At 69.5% G+C, this 17,873-nt stretch carries 11 protein-coding genes and 1 pseudogene; 1 reads left to right on the forward strand and 11 read right to left on the reverse strand.

Translation table 11 applies throughout. The features are described 5' to 3' along the window. Positions 1-85 precede the first annotated feature (85 nt). The 8 genes and pseudogenes from ACX80N_RS07185 to ACX80N_RS07220 all read right to left on the reverse strand — a co-directional run bounded on the left by ACX80N_RS07185 (position 86) and on the right by ACX80N_RS07220 (position 10,029). Positions 86-1,017 (reverse strand): annotated as a pseudogene (locus ACX80N_RS07185) (NADP-dependent oxidoreductase). Positions 1,018-1,172: 155 nt separating this feature from the next. Further along, complete coding sequence (locus ACX80N_RS07190; RefSeq protein WP_459338847.1) at positions 1,173-2,387, reverse strand: low temperature requirement protein A; 1,215 nt, start codon at positions 2,385-2,387, stop codon at positions 1,173-1,175. A 142-nt stretch (positions 2,388-2,529) separates the two neighbouring features. After that, positions 2,530-3,240: an ANTAR domain-containing protein gene (locus ACX80N_RS07195; RefSeq protein ID WP_459338848.1), complete on the reverse strand. Its 711-nt coding sequence runs from the start codon at positions 3,238-3,240 to the stop codon at positions 2,530-2,532. Between the two features lie 64 nt (positions 3,241-3,304). Beyond that, the gene (locus tag ACX80N_RS07200; RefSeq protein WP_459338849.1) at positions 3,305-4,003 is read right to left on the reverse strand and encodes a GAF domain-containing protein; all 699 of its coding nucleotides are present in this window, start codon (positions 4,001-4,003) and stop codon (positions 3,305-3,307) included. Positions 4,004-4,416: 413 nt separating this feature from the next. Then, positions 4,417-4,689, reverse strand: coding sequence for a hypothetical protein (locus tag ACX80N_RS07205; RefSeq protein WP_459338850.1), 273 nt, complete (start codon positions 4,687-4,689; stop codon positions 4,417-4,419). A 341-nt stretch (positions 4,690-5,030) separates the two neighbouring features. Further along, entirely contained in the window at positions 5,031-7,865 is a 2,835-nt protein-coding gene (ppc, locus tag ACX80N_RS07210) for a phosphoenolpyruvate carboxylase (RefSeq protein ID WP_459339044.1), read from the reverse strand. 146 nt (positions 7,866-8,011) lie between these two features. Next, positions 8,012-9,175, reverse strand: a complete 1,164-nt coding sequence (locus ACX80N_RS07215; protein WP_459338851.1) for an acyl-CoA dehydrogenase family protein — start codon at positions 9,173-9,175, stop codon at positions 8,012-8,014. Between the two features lie 68 nt (positions 9,176-9,243). After that, complete coding sequence (locus ACX80N_RS07220) at positions 9,244-10,029, reverse strand: SDR family NAD(P)-dependent oxidoreductase (protein WP_459338852.1); 786 nt, start codon at positions 10,027-10,029, stop codon at positions 9,244-9,246. A 143-nt stretch (positions 10,030-10,172) separates the two neighbouring features. On the opposite strand from ACX80N_RS07220, the gene ACX80N_RS07225 reads away from it, so the two are divergent. Further along, the gene (locus tag ACX80N_RS07225) at positions 10,173-11,264 is read left to right on the forward strand and encodes a glycoside hydrolase family 76 protein (protein WP_459338853.1); all 1,092 of its coding nucleotides are present in this window, start codon (positions 10,173-10,175) and stop codon (positions 11,262-11,264) included. A gap of 59 nt (positions 11,265-11,323) precedes the next feature. Here the strand turns inward: ACX80N_RS07225 and ACX80N_RS07230 are convergent, their stop codons facing one another. From ACX80N_RS07230 to ACX80N_RS07240, 3 genes are all read right to left on the reverse strand, one after another. Further along, positions 11,324-12,226, reverse strand: coding sequence for a class C sortase (locus ACX80N_RS07230; protein ID WP_459338854.1), 903 nt, complete (start codon positions 12,224-12,226; stop codon positions 11,324-11,326). Between the two features lie 147 nt (positions 12,227-12,373). After that, on the reverse strand, positions 12,374-13,867 hold the full coding sequence (locus tag ACX80N_RS07235; protein WP_105032537.1) for a SpaH/EbpB family LPXTG-anchored major pilin: 1,494 nt from the start codon (positions 13,865-13,867) through the stop codon (positions 12,374-12,376). A gap of 92 nt (positions 13,868-13,959) precedes the next feature. Then, positions 13,960-17,583 carry a DUF7933 domain-containing protein gene (locus tag ACX80N_RS07240; protein WP_459338855.1) on the reverse strand — a complete coding sequence of 1,208 codons (3,624 nt, stop codon included), beginning with the start codon at positions 17,581-17,583 and terminating at the stop codon, positions 13,960-13,962. Between the last annotated feature and the right edge of the window lie 290 nt (positions 17,584-17,873).

The raw sequence follows: 17,873 nt of genomic DNA on the forward strand, positions 1-17,873 counted from the left end.
TGAAGTGCGAAGGGGTGAACATTCCCGCTTCACCGCTTCGAGAGCCGGCACCGAGTGGGTGGACGCATCGTGGCTGGTGCCAGGATCAGTCCTGCTCGCCCACCGTGACGGCGATCTTGCCCCACACGTGGCCCTCGATGCTGCTGCGGAAGGCGTCGGCGGCGCGCTCCAGCGGGAAGGTCTCCGCGAGGACCGGCTTCACGCGCCCCGCCTCGACGAGTTCCGTGAGCGCGAGCAGGTCTGCGGGCTCGGCCCGCACGAAGATGTAACGCCCGCCCGTGTCCTTCGCCACGACGTCGGCCACCGATGCCGCGCGCTTCTGGTCCTTGAGGTGCTCGAGGGATGCGACCCTGTCATCGCCGCCCACGAAGTCGACGACGGCGTCGAGCCCGTCGGGTGCCGCCTCGCGGAGGCGCTCCGCCAGGCCCTCCCCGTAGGTCAGCGGTTCGGCGCCGAGCGAGCGCAGGAGCCCATGGTTCTTCTCCGACGCGGTGGCCAGCACACGGGCTCCCCAGGCCTTCGCGATCTGGATGGCATAGGTACCCACGCCGCCCGCGCCGTTGTGCACGAGGACGGTGTCGCCCTCCCCCGCGCCGACCGCCTGCAGGGACTGGTACGCGGTGAGCCCCGCCAGCGGCATCGTGGCCGCTTCGGCCCAGGACACGTTCCGTGGCTTCCGGGCGAGCGTCCGGACGGGGGCGGCCACCTGCTCGGCGAACGTCCCGAGCCCCACGGTGTCCATGCGGACATAGCCGATGACCTCGTCGCCGGCCTCGAACTCCGTCACGGAGGGGCCGGGCTGCACGACGACGCCGGCGACGTCCCATCCCGGGATCACCGGGAAGTAGGTGGGCAGCGCGCCGTCGAGGTAGCCCGCGGTGATCTTCCAGCCCACGGGATTGACCGACGCTGCGCGCACGTCGACCAGCACGGAGTCCGGTCCCACCTTCGGGTCGGCCGCTGCCCGTACTGCAGGACGTCAGGGCTGCCGTACTGCTCGTAGAACACTGCCTTCACGCGGTTCTCCTCCTGGGATGCCGGTGCGGCAGCTGCCGTTCTGCTGCCGGAGGCGGCAACCGGCGCCGCCCTGCACGTATTCCGGTCGGACGGACCGCCGCCTTCCGGCCAGGACGACAGCCCGACACCGGCCCGATGTCCCTGCGCCCTCCTGGTCAGCCCTTCGTGAGTTCGTCATGGTGGGAGCGCACCGCCCGACGATCAGCACGATCCACCAGACTCTCGATGGCGACGAGGGCGGCTGCTGCCGCCGCTATCAGGGCCAGCGCGCCCAGCGGTGCGAGGTGGGCGGCAACGGGCATGAGCAGCAGCAGGACGGCGCTGCCTCCGAGCCGCCACTTCTTCCAGCCTCCACCCATCCGGCGCCAGAACGCTGCGCTCCCCAGCAGATACAGTGCCGTCCCGCCGAAGAGGGCGAATGCACCGAGGGTTCCGAGGGCCTTGGTCTCGTCGACGTGTGCCAGGACGTCCTCGACGCCCAGGGCCGAGAGGACGATGCCCGCGACGAGCGGGAGGTGGAGGTAGGTGTAGGCGTCGACCGCGGCGGCGGCGCGCACCCTACCGCGCAGGGCAGCGAAGAGGTGTTCGGCGGCGAGGGCGGTGACGTCGAAGTGCAGCCACCACATGCAGACGGACAGCATGACCCCGAATGCGGCGCCGAGCAGGATCGGGACGCTGACCGGCTCCTGGGACGCGCCGACGCCGATCGCGACGATCGACTCGCCGAGCGCGAGGATGACCACGAGACCGTACCGCTCGGTCCAGTGGGCGGCAGAATGCACTCGCCAGTTGCCACGTGTGGAGGTGAGGTAGGTGATACCCGCGTCCACGCCCACTCCGGCGAGCCAGAACCAGAGCTGTGCTGTTCCTCCCACCACGGCGCCGGTGACGATGAGCGCCGACCCGAGGATCATCCCGCCGGCGGTCTTGGCGACCTGGCGGCGGAGCGGTGAGTCGTCGCCTGCGGCGTAGGCGTAGAGGGTCACGTGCAGCAGGCGGACGATGACGTAGGACAGGGCGAGGACGAGCGGACCGCTGAGGCCGCCCTCGAGGTCGTGGAACGCCTCGGGGATGGCGAGGGACGCTATGAACATGGCGACCATGACCGCGGACAGCCCGAAGCGCATGATGCCCTCGTCGACGTGCGTCTGGTTGGAGAGCCAGGAGAAGGACACCCATGACCACCAGAGCAGGGTGAGGATGATCAACCCCTGCAGGACCCCGACGAACGAGTGCTCATGAGCCATGAGTCCGGTCACTTGGGTGAAAGCGAACACGAACACCAGGTCGAAGAACAGCTCGAACGTGGTGACGCGGTGCGATTCGTCCGAGACGCGCGCAGCAGGAAGTCTTCTTCGCAGTTGTGGCATGGTCTCAAGGATAGGAGCGACGACCGCCGTCGACCCCGATCACCAGGGCCGGGTAGCCGGTGGCGTGGCGGCAGGGGCCACGCCACCGGCATCCCGGGTCCGCCGTGTTCGGCCGGAGGAGTCCGAGGTGGTGGACGCGCCCCTAGAGGATCAGCGTGCGGTCGATGACGTGCTGCGCGGTGTCGTTGAGGGTCCGGTGCGTCGATCGGGCATGACCCCTCAAGCGGTTGAAGGCTTCATCCATGGTGACCGTGGAGGTCTGCGCGATGACACCCTTGGCTTGCTCGATCATGATCCTGCTGTTCAGCGCCCGCTGGAGCTGGTCGTTGACGACCTGCTTCTCCCGGATGGTGCGCTCCTGGAGGAGACTGATCGTGGCTACGGAGGCCAGAGCCTGGGCGATGACCGCATCCTCATGGGCGAGCTCCCCGGCCGTCGACCCGAAGAGGCCCATGGCTCCGATGATCCGGTCGTGAATGCGCAGAGGCACGACATGCACGGAGACGAAACCCTGCTGCAGGCAGGCGCGCTGGAAGCCCTCCCACCTGTCGAGCGCGGTGATGTCGGCGATGGTGACCACCTCACCCGAGTGGTAACACTCGATGCACGGGCCCTCGCCGGCCTGCAGCTGCAGGATCTCGACGAGCTCGGCTTCTTCGCTGCTCGACGCCACGACCTGCAGATCACCGCGGGGGCTGGCGAGTAGCAGCCCCACCTGATCTATCTGCAGGAGGTCGACACATTCCTCGACCAGCGTGTGCAGCAGATCCAGGACGTCGTAGTCGACGACCAGTGTGTCGGCGAGTTTGACGAACGCGGCGCTGACTTTCTCGGGTCGTGATCGGGTCACCATTTCTCTGCCCTCCGGCACCGCTTCGTATCAGCGCCCTGGTGGCGGGGATCAAGAAGTACTTCCACTAGTGTTCCCCACCCGTCTGCTCCGACACCACATCAGGGTCGGGAGCAGGGTCGGGGGCGAAACTGAGCTTCCGGCCGATGACCGCTTCTGCTGCCTCCTGCAGGGACTGGCCATGGGCGAAGGCGCGGGCGCGTAGCAGGAGGAGGGCATCGGCGGCGGACACGTCCGCCTGGACGAGGATCATGCCGGTCGCCTGATGGATTTCTCTCCGGTCGAGGGGATCGGGTCCAGGCGCATCCTCGTCCGGGGCGTGACGGTGCTGCTCGAGGATCATGCGCATCAACGTCCACGACGTCCTGCCGGCCAGGAGTTGTGCCTGAACGAGCATCAGCTCGTTCAGCTCCCCGGGGACCGTCCGGTGCAGCTCGACGACGCCGACGTCGACGGCCCCGACGGTCAGCGGCAGAGCGAAGAGGGCTGCTGCTCCCGTATCCGCCAGGGACATGCCCAGGGCCGGCCACTTCAGATGCGTGGCGCGGGTGTCGGGAACGAGGACCGGCCTCCGGGTGCGCACGGCGTCCCACCGCGGCCCTTCCCCGACGGAGAACTGGGCTTCATCCAGTGCGACAGCGCGAGCGTCCGTCGCACTGATCCGGGTCTCGTTACCTGTCCCCACGAAGATCGAGATCGCAGCCCCGCTGATGGGCAGGTGTGTCAGATACTCGCTGCACAGGTCGTCGTTCCCGCCGGCACTCATGACGCGCACTCGCAGCGGGGGGAGGACGCCGGGCCCGGTGGACGTGCGGGACGCCGCGAGCAGGCGGTGCCGTGGAGCGAGCGGGGGTGGCGGGATAGCGGGGTGACGCTCATCGTCGGTCTCGGATCGCTGGCTGTGGCCCTACGGCCGCAGGCGCTGATACTCGAACAGTCCCTCAGGAACCCGCCGACGGTTCCTGGATATCACATGGTCCTTGTCCCCACCATAGTCCCGCCCCCCGCCTCGAAGGGCGATACGGGCATGTTCACCACCGTGTCCGGTGATGAGTGCGCCGTGCGGGCCTGCTGGTCCGACCGCAGGGCTGCCGTGGTCGTGCACAAGGCCCGGTGGAGGCCGACCGGCGCCCGCGGACGGATCGGCGACTGCCGGCCCGGGTGGCGTCCGCGGCCCTCTCAGGGGCGCGTCGGTCCATCCGGCCACGGGGCGTGGACGAACTCCGCCTTCGGTCCCGGGCGCGGAAGATCGTCGATGAGCTCGTTGAGGGCCAGTGCCACCGTGTTCCGCTCAGCCTGCGCGAGCGGGTACAGGCCATGAAGGTATGCATCGAGCTGCAGGATGTCCAGGGTCCCGCCGACGCTGTAGTAGTAGGACCAGGAGTTCTCGGCCGTCAGGCCGGCGCTGCGGGCCGCGCACCGCGCGCTTCGCTGTTGGGACTCACGGCTCATGCGACATGCCGGCTCGGCCCCGGACCGGGGCAGGTGCACGCGACCGTCGACCCGATGGGACGGGGATCAACCCTTGGTCGACGTCCCCGGGAAGGGGTGCCACGTGCAACCACCGACGCTGGAGGGCGGTGAAACGGAACTGTCGTGTGCTGCACTGATGGACCCCCTGCACGGCGCGGCTGCATGAACTCTTCACCGGGGTCTGGGGCTGTCCTCCCAGCTTGATCGGGTGCCACCGGGGTGTCAGAACACGGCAGGTCGTTGTGCCGTCGAGCCGGAACGGGTAGAGGAATCCGGCACACGGAGGAGGCCGGCGGCCACGCCCTCGGTACCGACCTCGATCAGCCCGTGTTGCGCATGCCCGCGGCGACGCCGTTGACGGTGATGAGCATGGCGCGCTGGAGCTGTCCGTCGGGCTGCCCGCCGTCGGCCTCCGCGCGCACACGGCGCAGCAGCTCGACCTGCAGGTAGGAGATCGGGTCGAGGTACTGGTCGCGGACCGCCAGCGAGCGCTTGAGGACGGGCTGGTTGTCGAGCAGTTCGTGCTCGCCGGTGAGGTGCCGGATCTCGGCCAGGGTCAGCTCGTACTCCTCGCGGATCACGGCGAAGAGGTGCTGCAGCTCGCCCGGCACCAGGGCGTCGACGTAGTGCGCAGCGATTTCGAGGTCGGTCTTGGCGAGCGTCATCTCGACGTTGGAGACGACGGAGCGGAAGAAGTGCCAGCGGTCGAGCATCTCGGCGAGCATCCCCTCGTGCCCCGCCTCGCGGGCGGCCCGCAGTCCGGAGCCGACACCGAACCAGCCGGGGACGATCTGCCGTGACTGCGTCCAGCCGAAGACCCACGGGATGGCCCGGAGCCCGCCGAGTCCGCTGCCGGAGTCGGGACGCTTGGACGGGCGCGAACCGATGTTGAGCGAACCGAGCTGCTCCACCGGCGTCGAGGCGAGGAAGTACGCCGGCAGGTCCTCGTGATCGATCAGTGAGCGGTACCGGGCGAAGGCGGCGTCGGACACGGTCTCCATGACCTCGGCCCAGCGTCCGCGGTCGTCGTCGGACGTACGGGGTGTGCGGTGCAGTGCCGACCCCTGCATGACGGCGGCGAGGGAGAGTTCCAGGTTCTCGCGGGCCAGTGCCGGCAGGGAGTACTTGTCGCTGATGACCTCGCCCTGCTCGGTGAACTTGATCTCGCCCTCGAGCACGCCGTTGGGCTGGGCGAGGATGGCGTCGTACGTCGGGCCGCCGCCGCGGCCCACCGAACCGCCGCGTCCGTGGAACAGGCGGAGCCGGACTCCGTGCTTGGCGGCGACGTCGCGCAGGCGGCGCTGGGTCTTGTGGATCTCCCACAGGCTCGTCAGCACGCCCGACTCCTTGTTCGAGTCCGAGTACCCGAGCATGACCTCCTGCAGGTCACCGCGCAGGCGCACCACCTCGCGGTAGGTCGGGTCCGAGAGCAGGGTGTCCACGATCTCGGCGGAGACGCGGAGCTCGTCGACCGTCTCGAGGAGGGGCGCGAAGCCGATCTTCGCGAAGGCCCCCGAGTCCGGGCCGCCGGAGCCGTCACCGACGACGTCGACGAGTCCCGCCTCACGCGCCAGGACCACGGGCGCGAGGACGTCGTCCGCCCCTCGGGTCATGGACACGATGTAGGTCTCGATGACATCGGGGCCGTAGGTTCCCAGCGCCGAGGCGATCTCACGGAAGACGTCGAAGGTGCGCCGTGCGCCGTCGTCGAGCGGTGGGTTGACCGCGGCGAGCGGGCGCCGGGACGCGAGCTCGCGGGACAGCGCCCGGAGGCGGTCCTCGCGGGCCAGCTCGAGGTAGGGCACGTCCAACTCCCCGAGGCGGTCGGTGAGCTGGGCGACGACATCGTGGTGCATGTCGGCGTGCTCGCGGACGTCGAGGGTGGCCAGGTGCAGGCCGAAGGACGAGATGACGCGCGACGCCGTGGCGAGGGCGCCGTCGGCGGCGAGGCCCGCCTCGTGCTGCCGGAGCGAGTCGCCGACGAGCTGGAGGTCCGCGAGCACCTGCGCGGTGGTGTTGTAGTCGCGGCCGGGCTCGTGCGCGGTCTGGTTCTGCACGCGGGCCGCGGTGTTGAGCAGCTTCGCCTTCACACACGTGAGCTTGAGCCGGTAGGGTTCCTGGGCGTTGAGCTCGAGGACGCGCCGGTCGAGGCGGGGCAGGTTCGCGAGGTCCCGCTCGATGGACGCGGTCAGTTCCTCCGACACCCCGACGATCGCCGTCGACGACGACAGGGAGGAGATCAGCCGGTCGAGGAAGTGGATGGCGATCCGGACGGCCTGCTGGTTCTGGATCTGCAGGATCTCGCGCGTCACCGCCGCGGTGACATTCGGGTTGCCGTCGCGGTCGCCGCCGATCCAGGACCCGAACTTCAGCGGGGCTCCTGTGGCCGGCAGGGCCGTGCCGTGCTCGGCCAGGAGGTCCGAGAGGTCCTCGAGCAGCTCGGGCAGGGTGGTGGTGAGGATGTCACCGAGGTAGTAGATGGCGTTCCGGGCCTCGTCGATCGGCGTGGGCCGCACCTGCCGCAGCTCGTCGGTCTGCCAGATCAGGTCGATCACCTCGGCCAGCCGCCGGTCCTGCCGCCGTCGCTGCTGCGAGCCTTCCGCCGTCGTCTCGGCGAGGATGTCGGAGAGCCGGCGGAGCTTGTCCAGGACGGAGCGGCGTGAGGCCTCCGTGGGGTGCGCGGTGAACACCGGGCGGACGTCGAGCGCCCGCACGACGTCGGCGAGCGCCTCGGGACCGGCGTCTGCTGCGATCCGGGTGACGGTCTGGGCGAGCCAGCCGTCCTCCTCGGAGCGGGTCCTCAGCCCGCGCACCCGGTGCACCTGCTCCGCGGCGTTCGCGAGGTGGAAGTAGGCCGCGAAGGCGCGCACGAGCTCGGTGGCCCGGTCGATGGGCAGGGCGGCGAGCAGTTCGCGCACCTGCTCCGCGAGGGCGGCCCGCTCGGCGTCCGTGCCGCTGCCGGACTCCTTGGACTGCTTGGTGAGCAGACGGACGCGCTCCACGAGGTCGAGCAGCCCCGGGCCGTGCTGCCGTACGAGCGATTCACCGAGCAGCGTGCTCACGCGCCGCACGTCGGCGCGGAGGTCGGAGCTGATGTCGTCGGGAGCACTGGCGAACGGGTCGGCGGCCTGCAGAGGAGACACTTCGAGGGGCACTGTCACAACGGCCTGCTTTCAGGGCATGGAAAACGGGGCGTATGCGGCACTGGATACGACGGATTGCTGTTGGGATACTACCCAGTAATGTGGCGGGCGCCTCACGCCGTCCGTCATGTGACCGGGCGCCCGCCCCGACCGGCCGATCAGGCGAAGGCCGAGATGCCTGTCAGCGCCCTGCCGACGATGAGGCTGTTGATCTCGTAGGAGCCCTCGTAGGTGTAGACCGCCTCGGCGTCCGCGAAGATCTTCGCCATCCCGAAGTCCGTCACGATCCCGTTCCCGCCGAGGATGGAGCGGCCGAGGGCGACGGTCTCCCGCATCCGCGCGGTGGTGAAGGACTTCGCGAAAGCGGCCTGTGGCATGTCGGACGCGCCCTGTCCCTGGAGCTGGGCCACCCGCACCATGACGCCCAGGCTCGCCGTCGTGTTGCCCATCATCGTGACGAGCTGGTCCTGGACGAGCTGGAAGCCTGCGATCGGCCGCCCGAACTGGTGGCGTTCCACGGCGTACTGCCGGGCGACGTCGAACGCGGCCAGCTGCTGTCCGACGGCCTGCCAGCCGACCAGGATGCGGGAGCCGAGCAGGAGTTGCCGGGTGTCGTCGAAGGACTCGATGCCGGCGAAGCGGTCGGCTTCCGGTATCCGGACGTCGGTCAGGGTGATGTCGGCGTTCTGGACCGTGCGGAGCGCCGTCTTGTTCCCGATGACGGTGCGGGTCACGCCGGGCAGGGTGGCGTCGAGGATGAAGCCGCGCATGCCTCCCGTGCCGGTGTCCCGTGCCCATAGGAGCATGTAGTCGCAGAAGGTCCCGTTGCCGATCCACCGCTTGGTGCCGTTGATGATCCAGGTGTCGCCGTCGCGCGTGGCGGTGGTGGCCATGCCGCCGGCGACATCGGACCCGTGCAGCGGCTCCGTGAGCGCGAAGGCACCGGTGATCCTCAGGTCCATGGCGTCCTGCAGGAGACGGGCCTTCTGGTCCTCGCTGCCGAAGGTGTGGAGGGCTTCGACGAAGAGGTCGTGGTGGACCATGAAGAACGTGGCGATCGAGGTGTCGGCACGGGTCAGCTCGGCGATCACGAGCCCGCTGAACAGGTGGCTGTAGCCCTGCTGCACGGGCGTGCTGAGGTTCAACCCGGCGAGCTTGGGAAGGATCTCGTGGGGGAACTCGGCGCGGTTCCACCATTCGACGGCGCGCGGTGAGACCTCCTTGGCGAGGAAGTCGCGCACGTCCTGCAGTTTCTCCCGCTCATGGGCGGCGAGGAGCGATTCGAAGCCGAGGAAGTCGGCGCTTGGCAAGTGGCTCTCCATCGAGCCGTCCTTTCGATCGAGCTGAGACCGGGCGGTGAGACCGGGCGGTGAAGCCGGAGTGGCGCGTCCTACTTCGGTGCCATGCGGATGGCGCCGTCGAGGCGGATCGTCTCGCCGTTGAGCATCTGGTTCTCGACGATGTGGGCGACGAGCGCCGCGTACTCGACGGGTCTGCCGAGGCGGGACGGGTGCGGCACCTGGGCGCCGAGGGAGTCCTGGGCCTCCTGCGGCAGTCCCGCCATCATGGGCGTCTCGAAGATGCCCGGGGCGATCGTGACGACGCGGATCAGGGATCGTGCGAGCTCACGGGCGATGGGAAGCGTCATGGCCGCGACGCCGCCCTTCGACGCCGAGTACGCGGGTTGCCCGATCTGGCCGTCGAAGGCCGCGACGGATGCCGTGGTGATGATGACGCCGCGCTCGTCAGAGCCGCCGAGGCCGGTCACGGTGGGGGTGGCGGCCATGGCCTCTGCGGCGAGGCGGATGACGTTGAACGTGCCTACCAGGTTGACGTTGATGACACGGGCGAACTGCTCGAGCGGCAGGACACCCTCGCGCCCGAGGACCTTGCCAGGCGTGGCGATACCGGCGCAGTTGACCACGATGCGCAGCGGTCCGAGCTCGGAGGCAGCGGCGACCGCCGCCTGCACCTGCACGGGATCGGCGACGTCGGCTGCGACGAACCGCACGCGGGTACCGGACGGGTCGAGCTCCGTCGCGGCCCCGGTGCCGGCGGACTGCGGGAGATCGACGAGCACCACCGAGGCGCCGTCGTCGACCAGTCTGCGGGCAGTGGCGAATCCGAGTCCGGACGCACCTCCGGTGACGAGCGCCACCGATCCCCTGATGTCCATGCTGATCCTTCCGCGCCGGGAGGACCGCCGTTGGTCCGTCCCCACGCCCAGCGTACTGTGACGTGGCCCACTGCGCACCCGGACGGGGTTCGACTGCGCATCGTGCCCAATCTCCGGTCGGGCCGCGTGGTTAGGGTGGTCATATGCCCATCCCCGACGACGCCGCCGCCATGGCGGCGAGCACTGTCCGCCGCCTCTTCGCACGGCGCAGCCTGCGCCTCCCGGGAACGAGGCTGGGCGCCGTCGCCTATCCGTCACCGACCAGTCCCCGCAGCCACTGGCACTACTGGTGGCAGGCGCACTACCTCGACTGCCTCCTGGACGAGCACCTGCGGAATCCCGACGGTGATGCGCTGGCGGACGCCCGCAGGCTCGCCCGCGGGATCTGGGTGCGCAACGGCGGCCGCTGGCGCAACGCCTACTACGACGACATGGCCTGGCTGGCACTCGCCCTGCAGCGCCTCGACGGCGTGGAGGGACGACGGCGGCCGCGACGCCGGGTGCGGGTCCTCGGGCTCGCCCTGGAGTCCGCGCAGACACCGGACCTCGGCGGCGGCGTCTACTGGAACACCACACGGGACTACAAGAACACCCCGAGCACGGCGCCCGCAGCGCTCTTCTTCGCGCGCGCCGGGGACACCGTCCGCGCCCAGGAGCTCCTCGACTGGCTCCGGGCCCGCCTGTTCGACACGGAGACCGGGCTGTACCTCGACGGGGTGAAGGCCGGCGGACAGGTGGAGCGCACCATCCACACCTACAACCAGGGCACCGTGCTCGGGGCGCTCGTCGCGACCGGCGGGAAGGAGAACCTGGCGCGGGCGGACGCACTGATCCGTGCCGTCGCGGACCACGTGGCCGACGACGACGGCGCACTGCCGCTGTCCGCGGAGGGCGACGGCGGTCTCTTCACCGGGATCCTGGGGCGTTATCTGGCGCTCGCCGCGGTGACCCCGGGCATCGACGCAGACGCTGCGGTGACCGCCCGGACGCTCCTGGATGCCACGGCGGGGCGGCTCTGGGCCGGCCGCACGGAGGTTGGCGTCCCCGGTGCCATCGGTGCCCGCGTGGACCGCCCCGGCCCGGCCGGTACGCGCGCCGCCCGTGCCGGGTCGGACACGACGGCTTTCCTGTTCCCCCCACGGCAGGACGGACCCGTGAGCCTGTCCTCGCAGCTCCAGGCGTGGACGGTCCTGGAAGCGGCACGGGCGTGCCGGCACCGGTTGCCCCGGTACTGACACGCCCTCCGTCGATCAGCGGACAGGTCGTCCGCCGCACCGGAGCGAGAGATGACCTCTCACTGCGCTCGTTCCATCAGCTGATCCAGCGTGAGCGCCTGGCGCTCCCGGGCGAGCTCCCGCCGGACAGCCCGCGGCGGCCGTCCCGAAAGCCACACGTACGTGCCGGCGCCCGCGATCACGCCGCCGGCGATGACCATCCACCACGGGTAGCCAGGCACGTCGGGGGCATCACCGGCTGCGTCGATGTCGGCCTGGGGGGTGGGGATCACGCGCTCGCCCGTGACGAGGATGCGGTGACTGTTGATGCCGAGGGGCGTGCAGGTGACGAGGGTGATGAGATCCTTGCCGGGTTGGATGAGCAGGGTCTCGGTGTCCTCGGGCTCGACGACGAGCGTCTCGGTGACACGGTAGGCGAGAGTCTCACCGAAGACCTCGATGGTGAAGGCGTCCCCGACCGTGACCTTGTCGAGTTTGGTGAAGAGCTCGGACGTCGCGAGGCCTCGATGGCCGGTGACCACGGAGTGGGTCGACGGCCCGCCGACGGGGAGCGCTGTGCCCTCGAGATGGCCGATGCCGCGTTCGAGGACCGCTTCGCTCGTGCCGTGGTAGATCGGCAGGTCGAGTCCGATCGAGGCGATCCTGATCCGCGCCATCAGGCCCTCGGAATCACCCCGGAGCATCGAGAGGTACTGCTGCTCGTCATCGGAGCCGGGTTCGTCCGCGAGGGGAAGCCGTTCGTTGGCCGCGACGGCCGCTCCACCGCCGCTCAAGGACTGGTTGTACTCGCGCGCCTCCCCCAGCTTCTCGCGTAAGGTCTCGGCGCCGAGGTCGTTGATGCCCTCGGTGAGTTTGTCGATCTCGCGCGACTGCTCCACCGAGCTGAACCACGCGGCCGCGGCCGGGTAGAGCAGGAGTGCTGCCCCGGTGACCACTGCGAACGCGACCAGCAGTGGCAGCACCGGGAGCCGCCATCGAAGGTGTCGGTCCCGCCCGCGCCGGGCCGACTCCGAGGGCGGAGCGGCGGCGGATGATCCGGGCGTTTCCCCCGGGACGCGCGAAGGCGGGGCGCCTTCCTGACGCCCCGCCTCCGCATTCACAGTGCTACGTTACGCGTCGGCGAGCGCCGACGTGGCACGACGACGCGCCGCGACGACCCCGGTCCCGAGGGCGATCGCGATGAGCCCGGTACCACCGACGGTGAACCACAGGGCCCCGTCACCACCGGTGAGGGGGAGCGCGAAGGCGGGAACCTGGTCATGCAGGAACTCGACGTAGTTCTGCACCGGCGCGACGGTCGAGCTAGCTCCGGGCACAACCCGGACCTGCGCCTGGCTCGGCCGCGGCAGCTGGAATCCGGCTGGAGGGGTGATCTCGCGCACGTAGTAGGTGCCCGGCGTGATGATCGGGATCGCGACGCGGCCATCCGCGCCGGTCGTCCAGTTCTGGACGCCGTCGATGAAGACGGCGTTCTGGCCGAGGTTGGCGTCGTTCTCGTTGAGGAACACCTGGTACACGGCGCCGGCGAGGGGGTTCCGTCCGCCGTTCTGGAAGGCGGCTACGGTGAGCTGGCCGATCGGGGTCCTGCCTTCGACCGTCGTGGTGCTGCCGTTGACGACGCCCGTCGCCGTGTTGGTGATGAAGCCATTGGCGGGGATCGTCAGTGCACGACTCAGCACGGTGAGCGTCACCTTGCCTCCGGGCAGGGCTGACAGTCGGGTGAGACCAGCAGGGGTGAAGGTGGCGGTGAGGTTACTCGTGGCGGCGGCGTACACGAGGGTGTAGTCCGTACCTTCGACGAAGTTCTGGGTGACGCCGGCCGCGTTCGTGACCCGCACACTCGTCGGGGCGACGCCGTCCGGGCCGTTCGCGAGGTACTCGAGCTCCGCGGGCAGCGAGTCGGTGAGCGCGAACGTGTCGAGGGTGGTGCCACCGGCGAGCGTCGGCACGCTCTGGGTGATCGCCCAGCGGATCAGGTCGGGATTGCGGGCCTCGACCGAGTTGGCCGGCGCCGGGACGCGGGTCTTCGTCAGATCGGTGACCGCGTTCTTGGGGTAGGCATGCACGTCGTAGATCCACTGGTTGGACGGGGCACCGTCCGAACCCGTCGGGAACGGCAGCGTGACGAGGAACGGCGCGGCCGGGTTGGTCGCCCCGGCCGGCAGTGCGGTCTCGGTCACGAGATACAGACCGAGCGGGAGGGTGTCACCGGCATTGAACCGTGCCACACCGTCGGTGCCGGTGGTCGCCGTGTAGGTGTCGGCCGCAGTGACACGCGATGCCGCCGTCGCAGGAGTCAGGGTGGAGACCGCGGTCCAGCCTGCCGGCGTGGTGAGGTCGACACCCTGGACCAGGGCGGCGGTGAAGGTCGCGCCTGCCAGCGGCGTGCCGGGGACGTTGACTTCCTGGCCGGTACCGACCTGTTGACCGTTCTCGGGGCCCAGCGCGAACTTGTGGATGGTCAGGGTGCGGGGGATCGACGGGTCGATGTTGCCCGGTTGGGTGACGGCTGTCGCCGGTGCGACGGCGACGAACGTCGCCGCTGCGCTCAGCGCCAGCACGCCGGCAGCGGCGGACAGCCGCCGGAGGATGGAGGTGGACACGTGTTATCTCCTAGTGAGTGAGAGTTGCAAGGGTGAGACCGAAGGGAACGAGTGGAAAGAGCAGGAACGTGGGACGGAAGGGTGGATACACCTCACCGGAAGGCGCCTCGCCCTCGTTGACGCCCGTGCCACACGGAGAAGGCGAGCGCCAGAACGAGCAGCGATCCCCCTCCGATGTAGTACGCGTCGGCGCTCGTGCCGCCGGTGAGCGGCAGTGTGGTGGGCTCCACGGGGGCGTTGACGAAGCGGTAGACCGCCGTCTGACCCGCCGCCGGAGCGGAGATGGTTCGTGACGACACAGGGGTCCACGTCGACCCGGTCAGCTGTTCGAGACGAAGTTCCTGGTACGCGAGGGGGCGTGCAGGATCGGTGGCCGCTTCCGACAGCGTGTAGCTGTGGCCCGGTCTCACGAAGAAGGTGTTCGCCGGGTTGCCCGAGGCGACGTACTCGGCACCGAGCCGGCTCTCCGTCGGCAGGACCCCGCCTGCGATCGCTGCCGGTGTCGCGGTGACCCGCCAGTCCGGGGCCTGGAAGCCCGTCCGGGGGTTCAGCACCTGCTTGAGCAGCGTGATGGACGCTGTCGAGTTCGTCACCGTGCAGGTGATCCGGGCGCCGGCGGTCGGGGTGACATCTCCCGCGGCAGTGACGGCGACAGGCTCGTCGGTTGCCGTGCGGCACTGCCATGCGCCGGTCTGCACGTAGGTGAGCGGACCGCCGGCTTCCGCCAGGCGGTAGGCGACGCCGGGGGTGACGGGAACGCCCGAAGCCGCTGCCGAACCCGAACGGCCGGAGGGCCCGGGCAGGGCCCCGCTGGGGCCGGTGGCGCTCAGGGTCCAGTCTGTGGGCAGTGCAGACCCGGAGGTCACTTCCTTCACGAGTGTGAGGGATGCCGTAGGCCGGTTGATCAGAGTGCAGTCGATGGCGGAAGCGGGGGGTATGTCCGTCAGACTGGCACTGATGATCGCCCCGGCCTGCGTGAAGGTGACCGGACGCGCCGCGCCGTTCGCCGTGCACGAGCCGCTGACGAACTCGAACCCTGCCTGCTGGACCTCCGAGACGACGACCGTTGCCCGCGACGCCCCCGAACCGAACAGCACCTGCCAGCTGGCCTGGCCCACCGCATCGGTCTGCTGCCTGGGAGCCTCGCTCGGCAGGGCCGTCGCGGTTCCCGTGGTCGCCGTCGCCGTCACCCCCACGGTCCAGTCGACGCCGGGGCGAGTGAGACCCGAGGCCTCTCGGATGGTCTTCGTGATCCGCACGCTCGAATCAGCAACAGGGCCCGGGGAGTTGACGAACGTGCAGTTCACATTGACACCGAGACCATTGGGCATGGTGACGGTACCTGTTGTGGTGTTACCCGCACTCAATCGCACTCCGTTTGCCCAGCAGTCGTAGGAGGTCCTGTAGCTACTGAGTGCGGAGGCGGAGCTGGCGGCCATGGTCTCCGAGATGGTGATCGTGCTGCCTGCCGCGGCGGGGAAGGGACCCAACTGCTCAGCCTGGCGCCCGGTAGCAGCTCCGGAGGTCGTTGCCGTGGCGATTGTTGCCGGTGGCGATCCTGTCGCTGCCGTCAGGGTGAACTGGTCGCTCGGGGCCTGCCGTGCCACCACGTTCTTCTGCACGGTGATGGTCGAGGGCGTCGTGCAACTCGCGAGGTCGGTGGAGTTGACGGACACGCGGGGCGTACCCGGCACACGGCGCCCGGTGTTGGCATCGAACTCGTAGGCGCTTCCCACATTGCCGAGGTAGAGGGTACCGCGTGGCGAGAACGCGACGCCGTTCGGATTGGCGAAGGCAGCATCGGTGCCGGTCAACGGCTTCGCCGTGGACGTGCTCACCGCCAACGAGCCGCCGTTCGCTGCGGTGAGCGTCGCCCTGGCGATCGTGTAGATCGTGATGGTGCTCGTGGTGCTCGTGGAGTCGCCCGAAGGCGCACCGACCACATACAGGTTCCCGTTGGCGTCGAGTGCCATGTCCCCGTTCGCGGATACGGTGCCTGCGGCGAACGAACCCACGTAAGCGAACCGCGACGCGAGTGGGTTCGTCTCGGTGAAGCTCCAGATGTGGAACTGCCCACCGTTGAACTTGCCGAAGAGATAGCGACCGTTCGACAGGTCCACGGCGCCGGCAACGATGGTGCCCGCGACCTCGACACCGTTATTGGTCGTGGTCGTGTAGGCCGAGCTGGGCAGCTTCACGAAACCGCCGCCCGGGGTCCACTTGAGAATCGACAGCACGTCGCTTCCGTCGCTCGACCGGTCGAGCGCGTACGCGACGTTCCCGCCCGATCCGATGCCGAGGGCGTTCGCTGATGACACGCTCGTCCAGCTTCCGACTGCAGCGGGAAGGCCTCCCGCGACGATGTCCGCCTGCTCCAGCGCACCGGTGGCCTGGATCGAGTAGAAGTGGTTGGTGTCGCAGAACAGGCGCGGCGTCTGCGCGGTGTTCGTGAAGGTGCAGGTGATCTCCGCCCCCGCCTCGTCGGGGATGGTGATGGTGCCCGACGCTCCAGATCCGGAGGCGATCACCGTGCCGGCCCGGGCACACTCGTAGCCGTTCGAGTAACCGAGACCGGCGTTGTTCGTCGGTGCCTCGGAGATCGTGTAGGTGGCGCCTGGTCGCACCGTGGAGCCGGTGATCTGCGCGGCCTGGATGCCGGTGGCGGTGCCGGAGGTCGTGGCCGACGCCAGCACGGTGGTGCCCTCGCGTAGCGAAAGGGTGAACTGGTCGGCCGATGCCGTGCGCGTGGGGAGGTTCTTGCGCACCGTGATCGTGGTCCGGGGGTCGACCGTGAGGTCGATCGGCGCCGATGCGATGAGTCCGTTGGCGGTCACGGTGCCGCTGGAGTACGTTCCTGCCTGTGCTGCCACCACGTTGACCGAGATCGTGCACGAGGCTGCGCCCGCAGGGAGGTCTCCACCGGTGACCGAGATGCTACCCGTACCCGCCGCGGCGGTGACGGCGAAGGCGGCGCCGACGGAGTTCACGCAGGTGCCGCCGAGGGTGGGGTTCGGCGCCACGGTGAGCCCCTGCGGAAGCGTGTTCGTGAACCCCCAGTCGGCCTTTGCAGAGAGCTCCGAGGTGTTGGTGATCGTGTAGGTCAAGGTCGTGGGCACGGTAGCCGTGGCCGGTGCAGGATCGAAGGCGGCGTCCAGAGCGGGCGTGACGTCGAGTACCCGGATCTGGTCCACGCCGAACCCGCCACCCGCGCCCGCCTGAGCGTTCGTGATCTGCACCCGGGCAGCGGAGATCTGCGCGGGTGTGAGGAGGGCGGTGTTCGTACCGTTGAAGGTCTCCGCCCGCACGGAGGTCGGGAACGCCGGTTCGGTGAGGCCGGGGACGGTGCTGAGAGCGGGGGACGTGTAGTAGACGTTGCCCGTTCGCGTACAGGGAACGATCGGGGCCGCGAATCCCGTCAGGAGGGTTACCGGAGTGGTGGCACCCGTGACCAGGTTCAGCGAGAGCGCCGCGTTGTTCGTGCCGCACCGCGCGCCCACGGCGTCCATCGCGAGTGCGTAGTACCGCGGGTTCGGGGCGCTGATTCCGATCCCTGCAGCGGACTGAAGGACCGTGGTGCTGCCCGCCGGGAGTGCGGCGTAGGGAAGCGAGACGAGCGCGTGATTGCTCCGAGTCGTGGCGTTGGAACCGTTGGCCGGCGCGTTGGCGGCCGTACCGCCGACCACGGGCACCTGGACCTGGCCGAGTACGTCCGCCATGCGTCGGGCCTCGCGCGCAGCGGACGATCCTCCTGAGGCCTGCGAGGGACAGAACGCAGTGTTCGGGTACGGGGCAACGTAGTTCAGAAGGACGCCCGTGCAGTTCGCTCCTGTCGCCCAGCCCGGCGACGCCGTGTACCGGTTCGTGGCGTAGGTGGGAAGTCCGCTGGCGGTGTTCGTCAGTCCCTGCTCGAAGGACTCGCCCCACACCTGGCGGGGCCCCTCGGGAGCACCTATGGCAGCGGAACCGACCTGGGCGAACGTTCTGAATTCGTCCGCGCTATCGGCCT

The organism is Arthrobacter sp. MDT2-16, assembly GCF_054510925.1.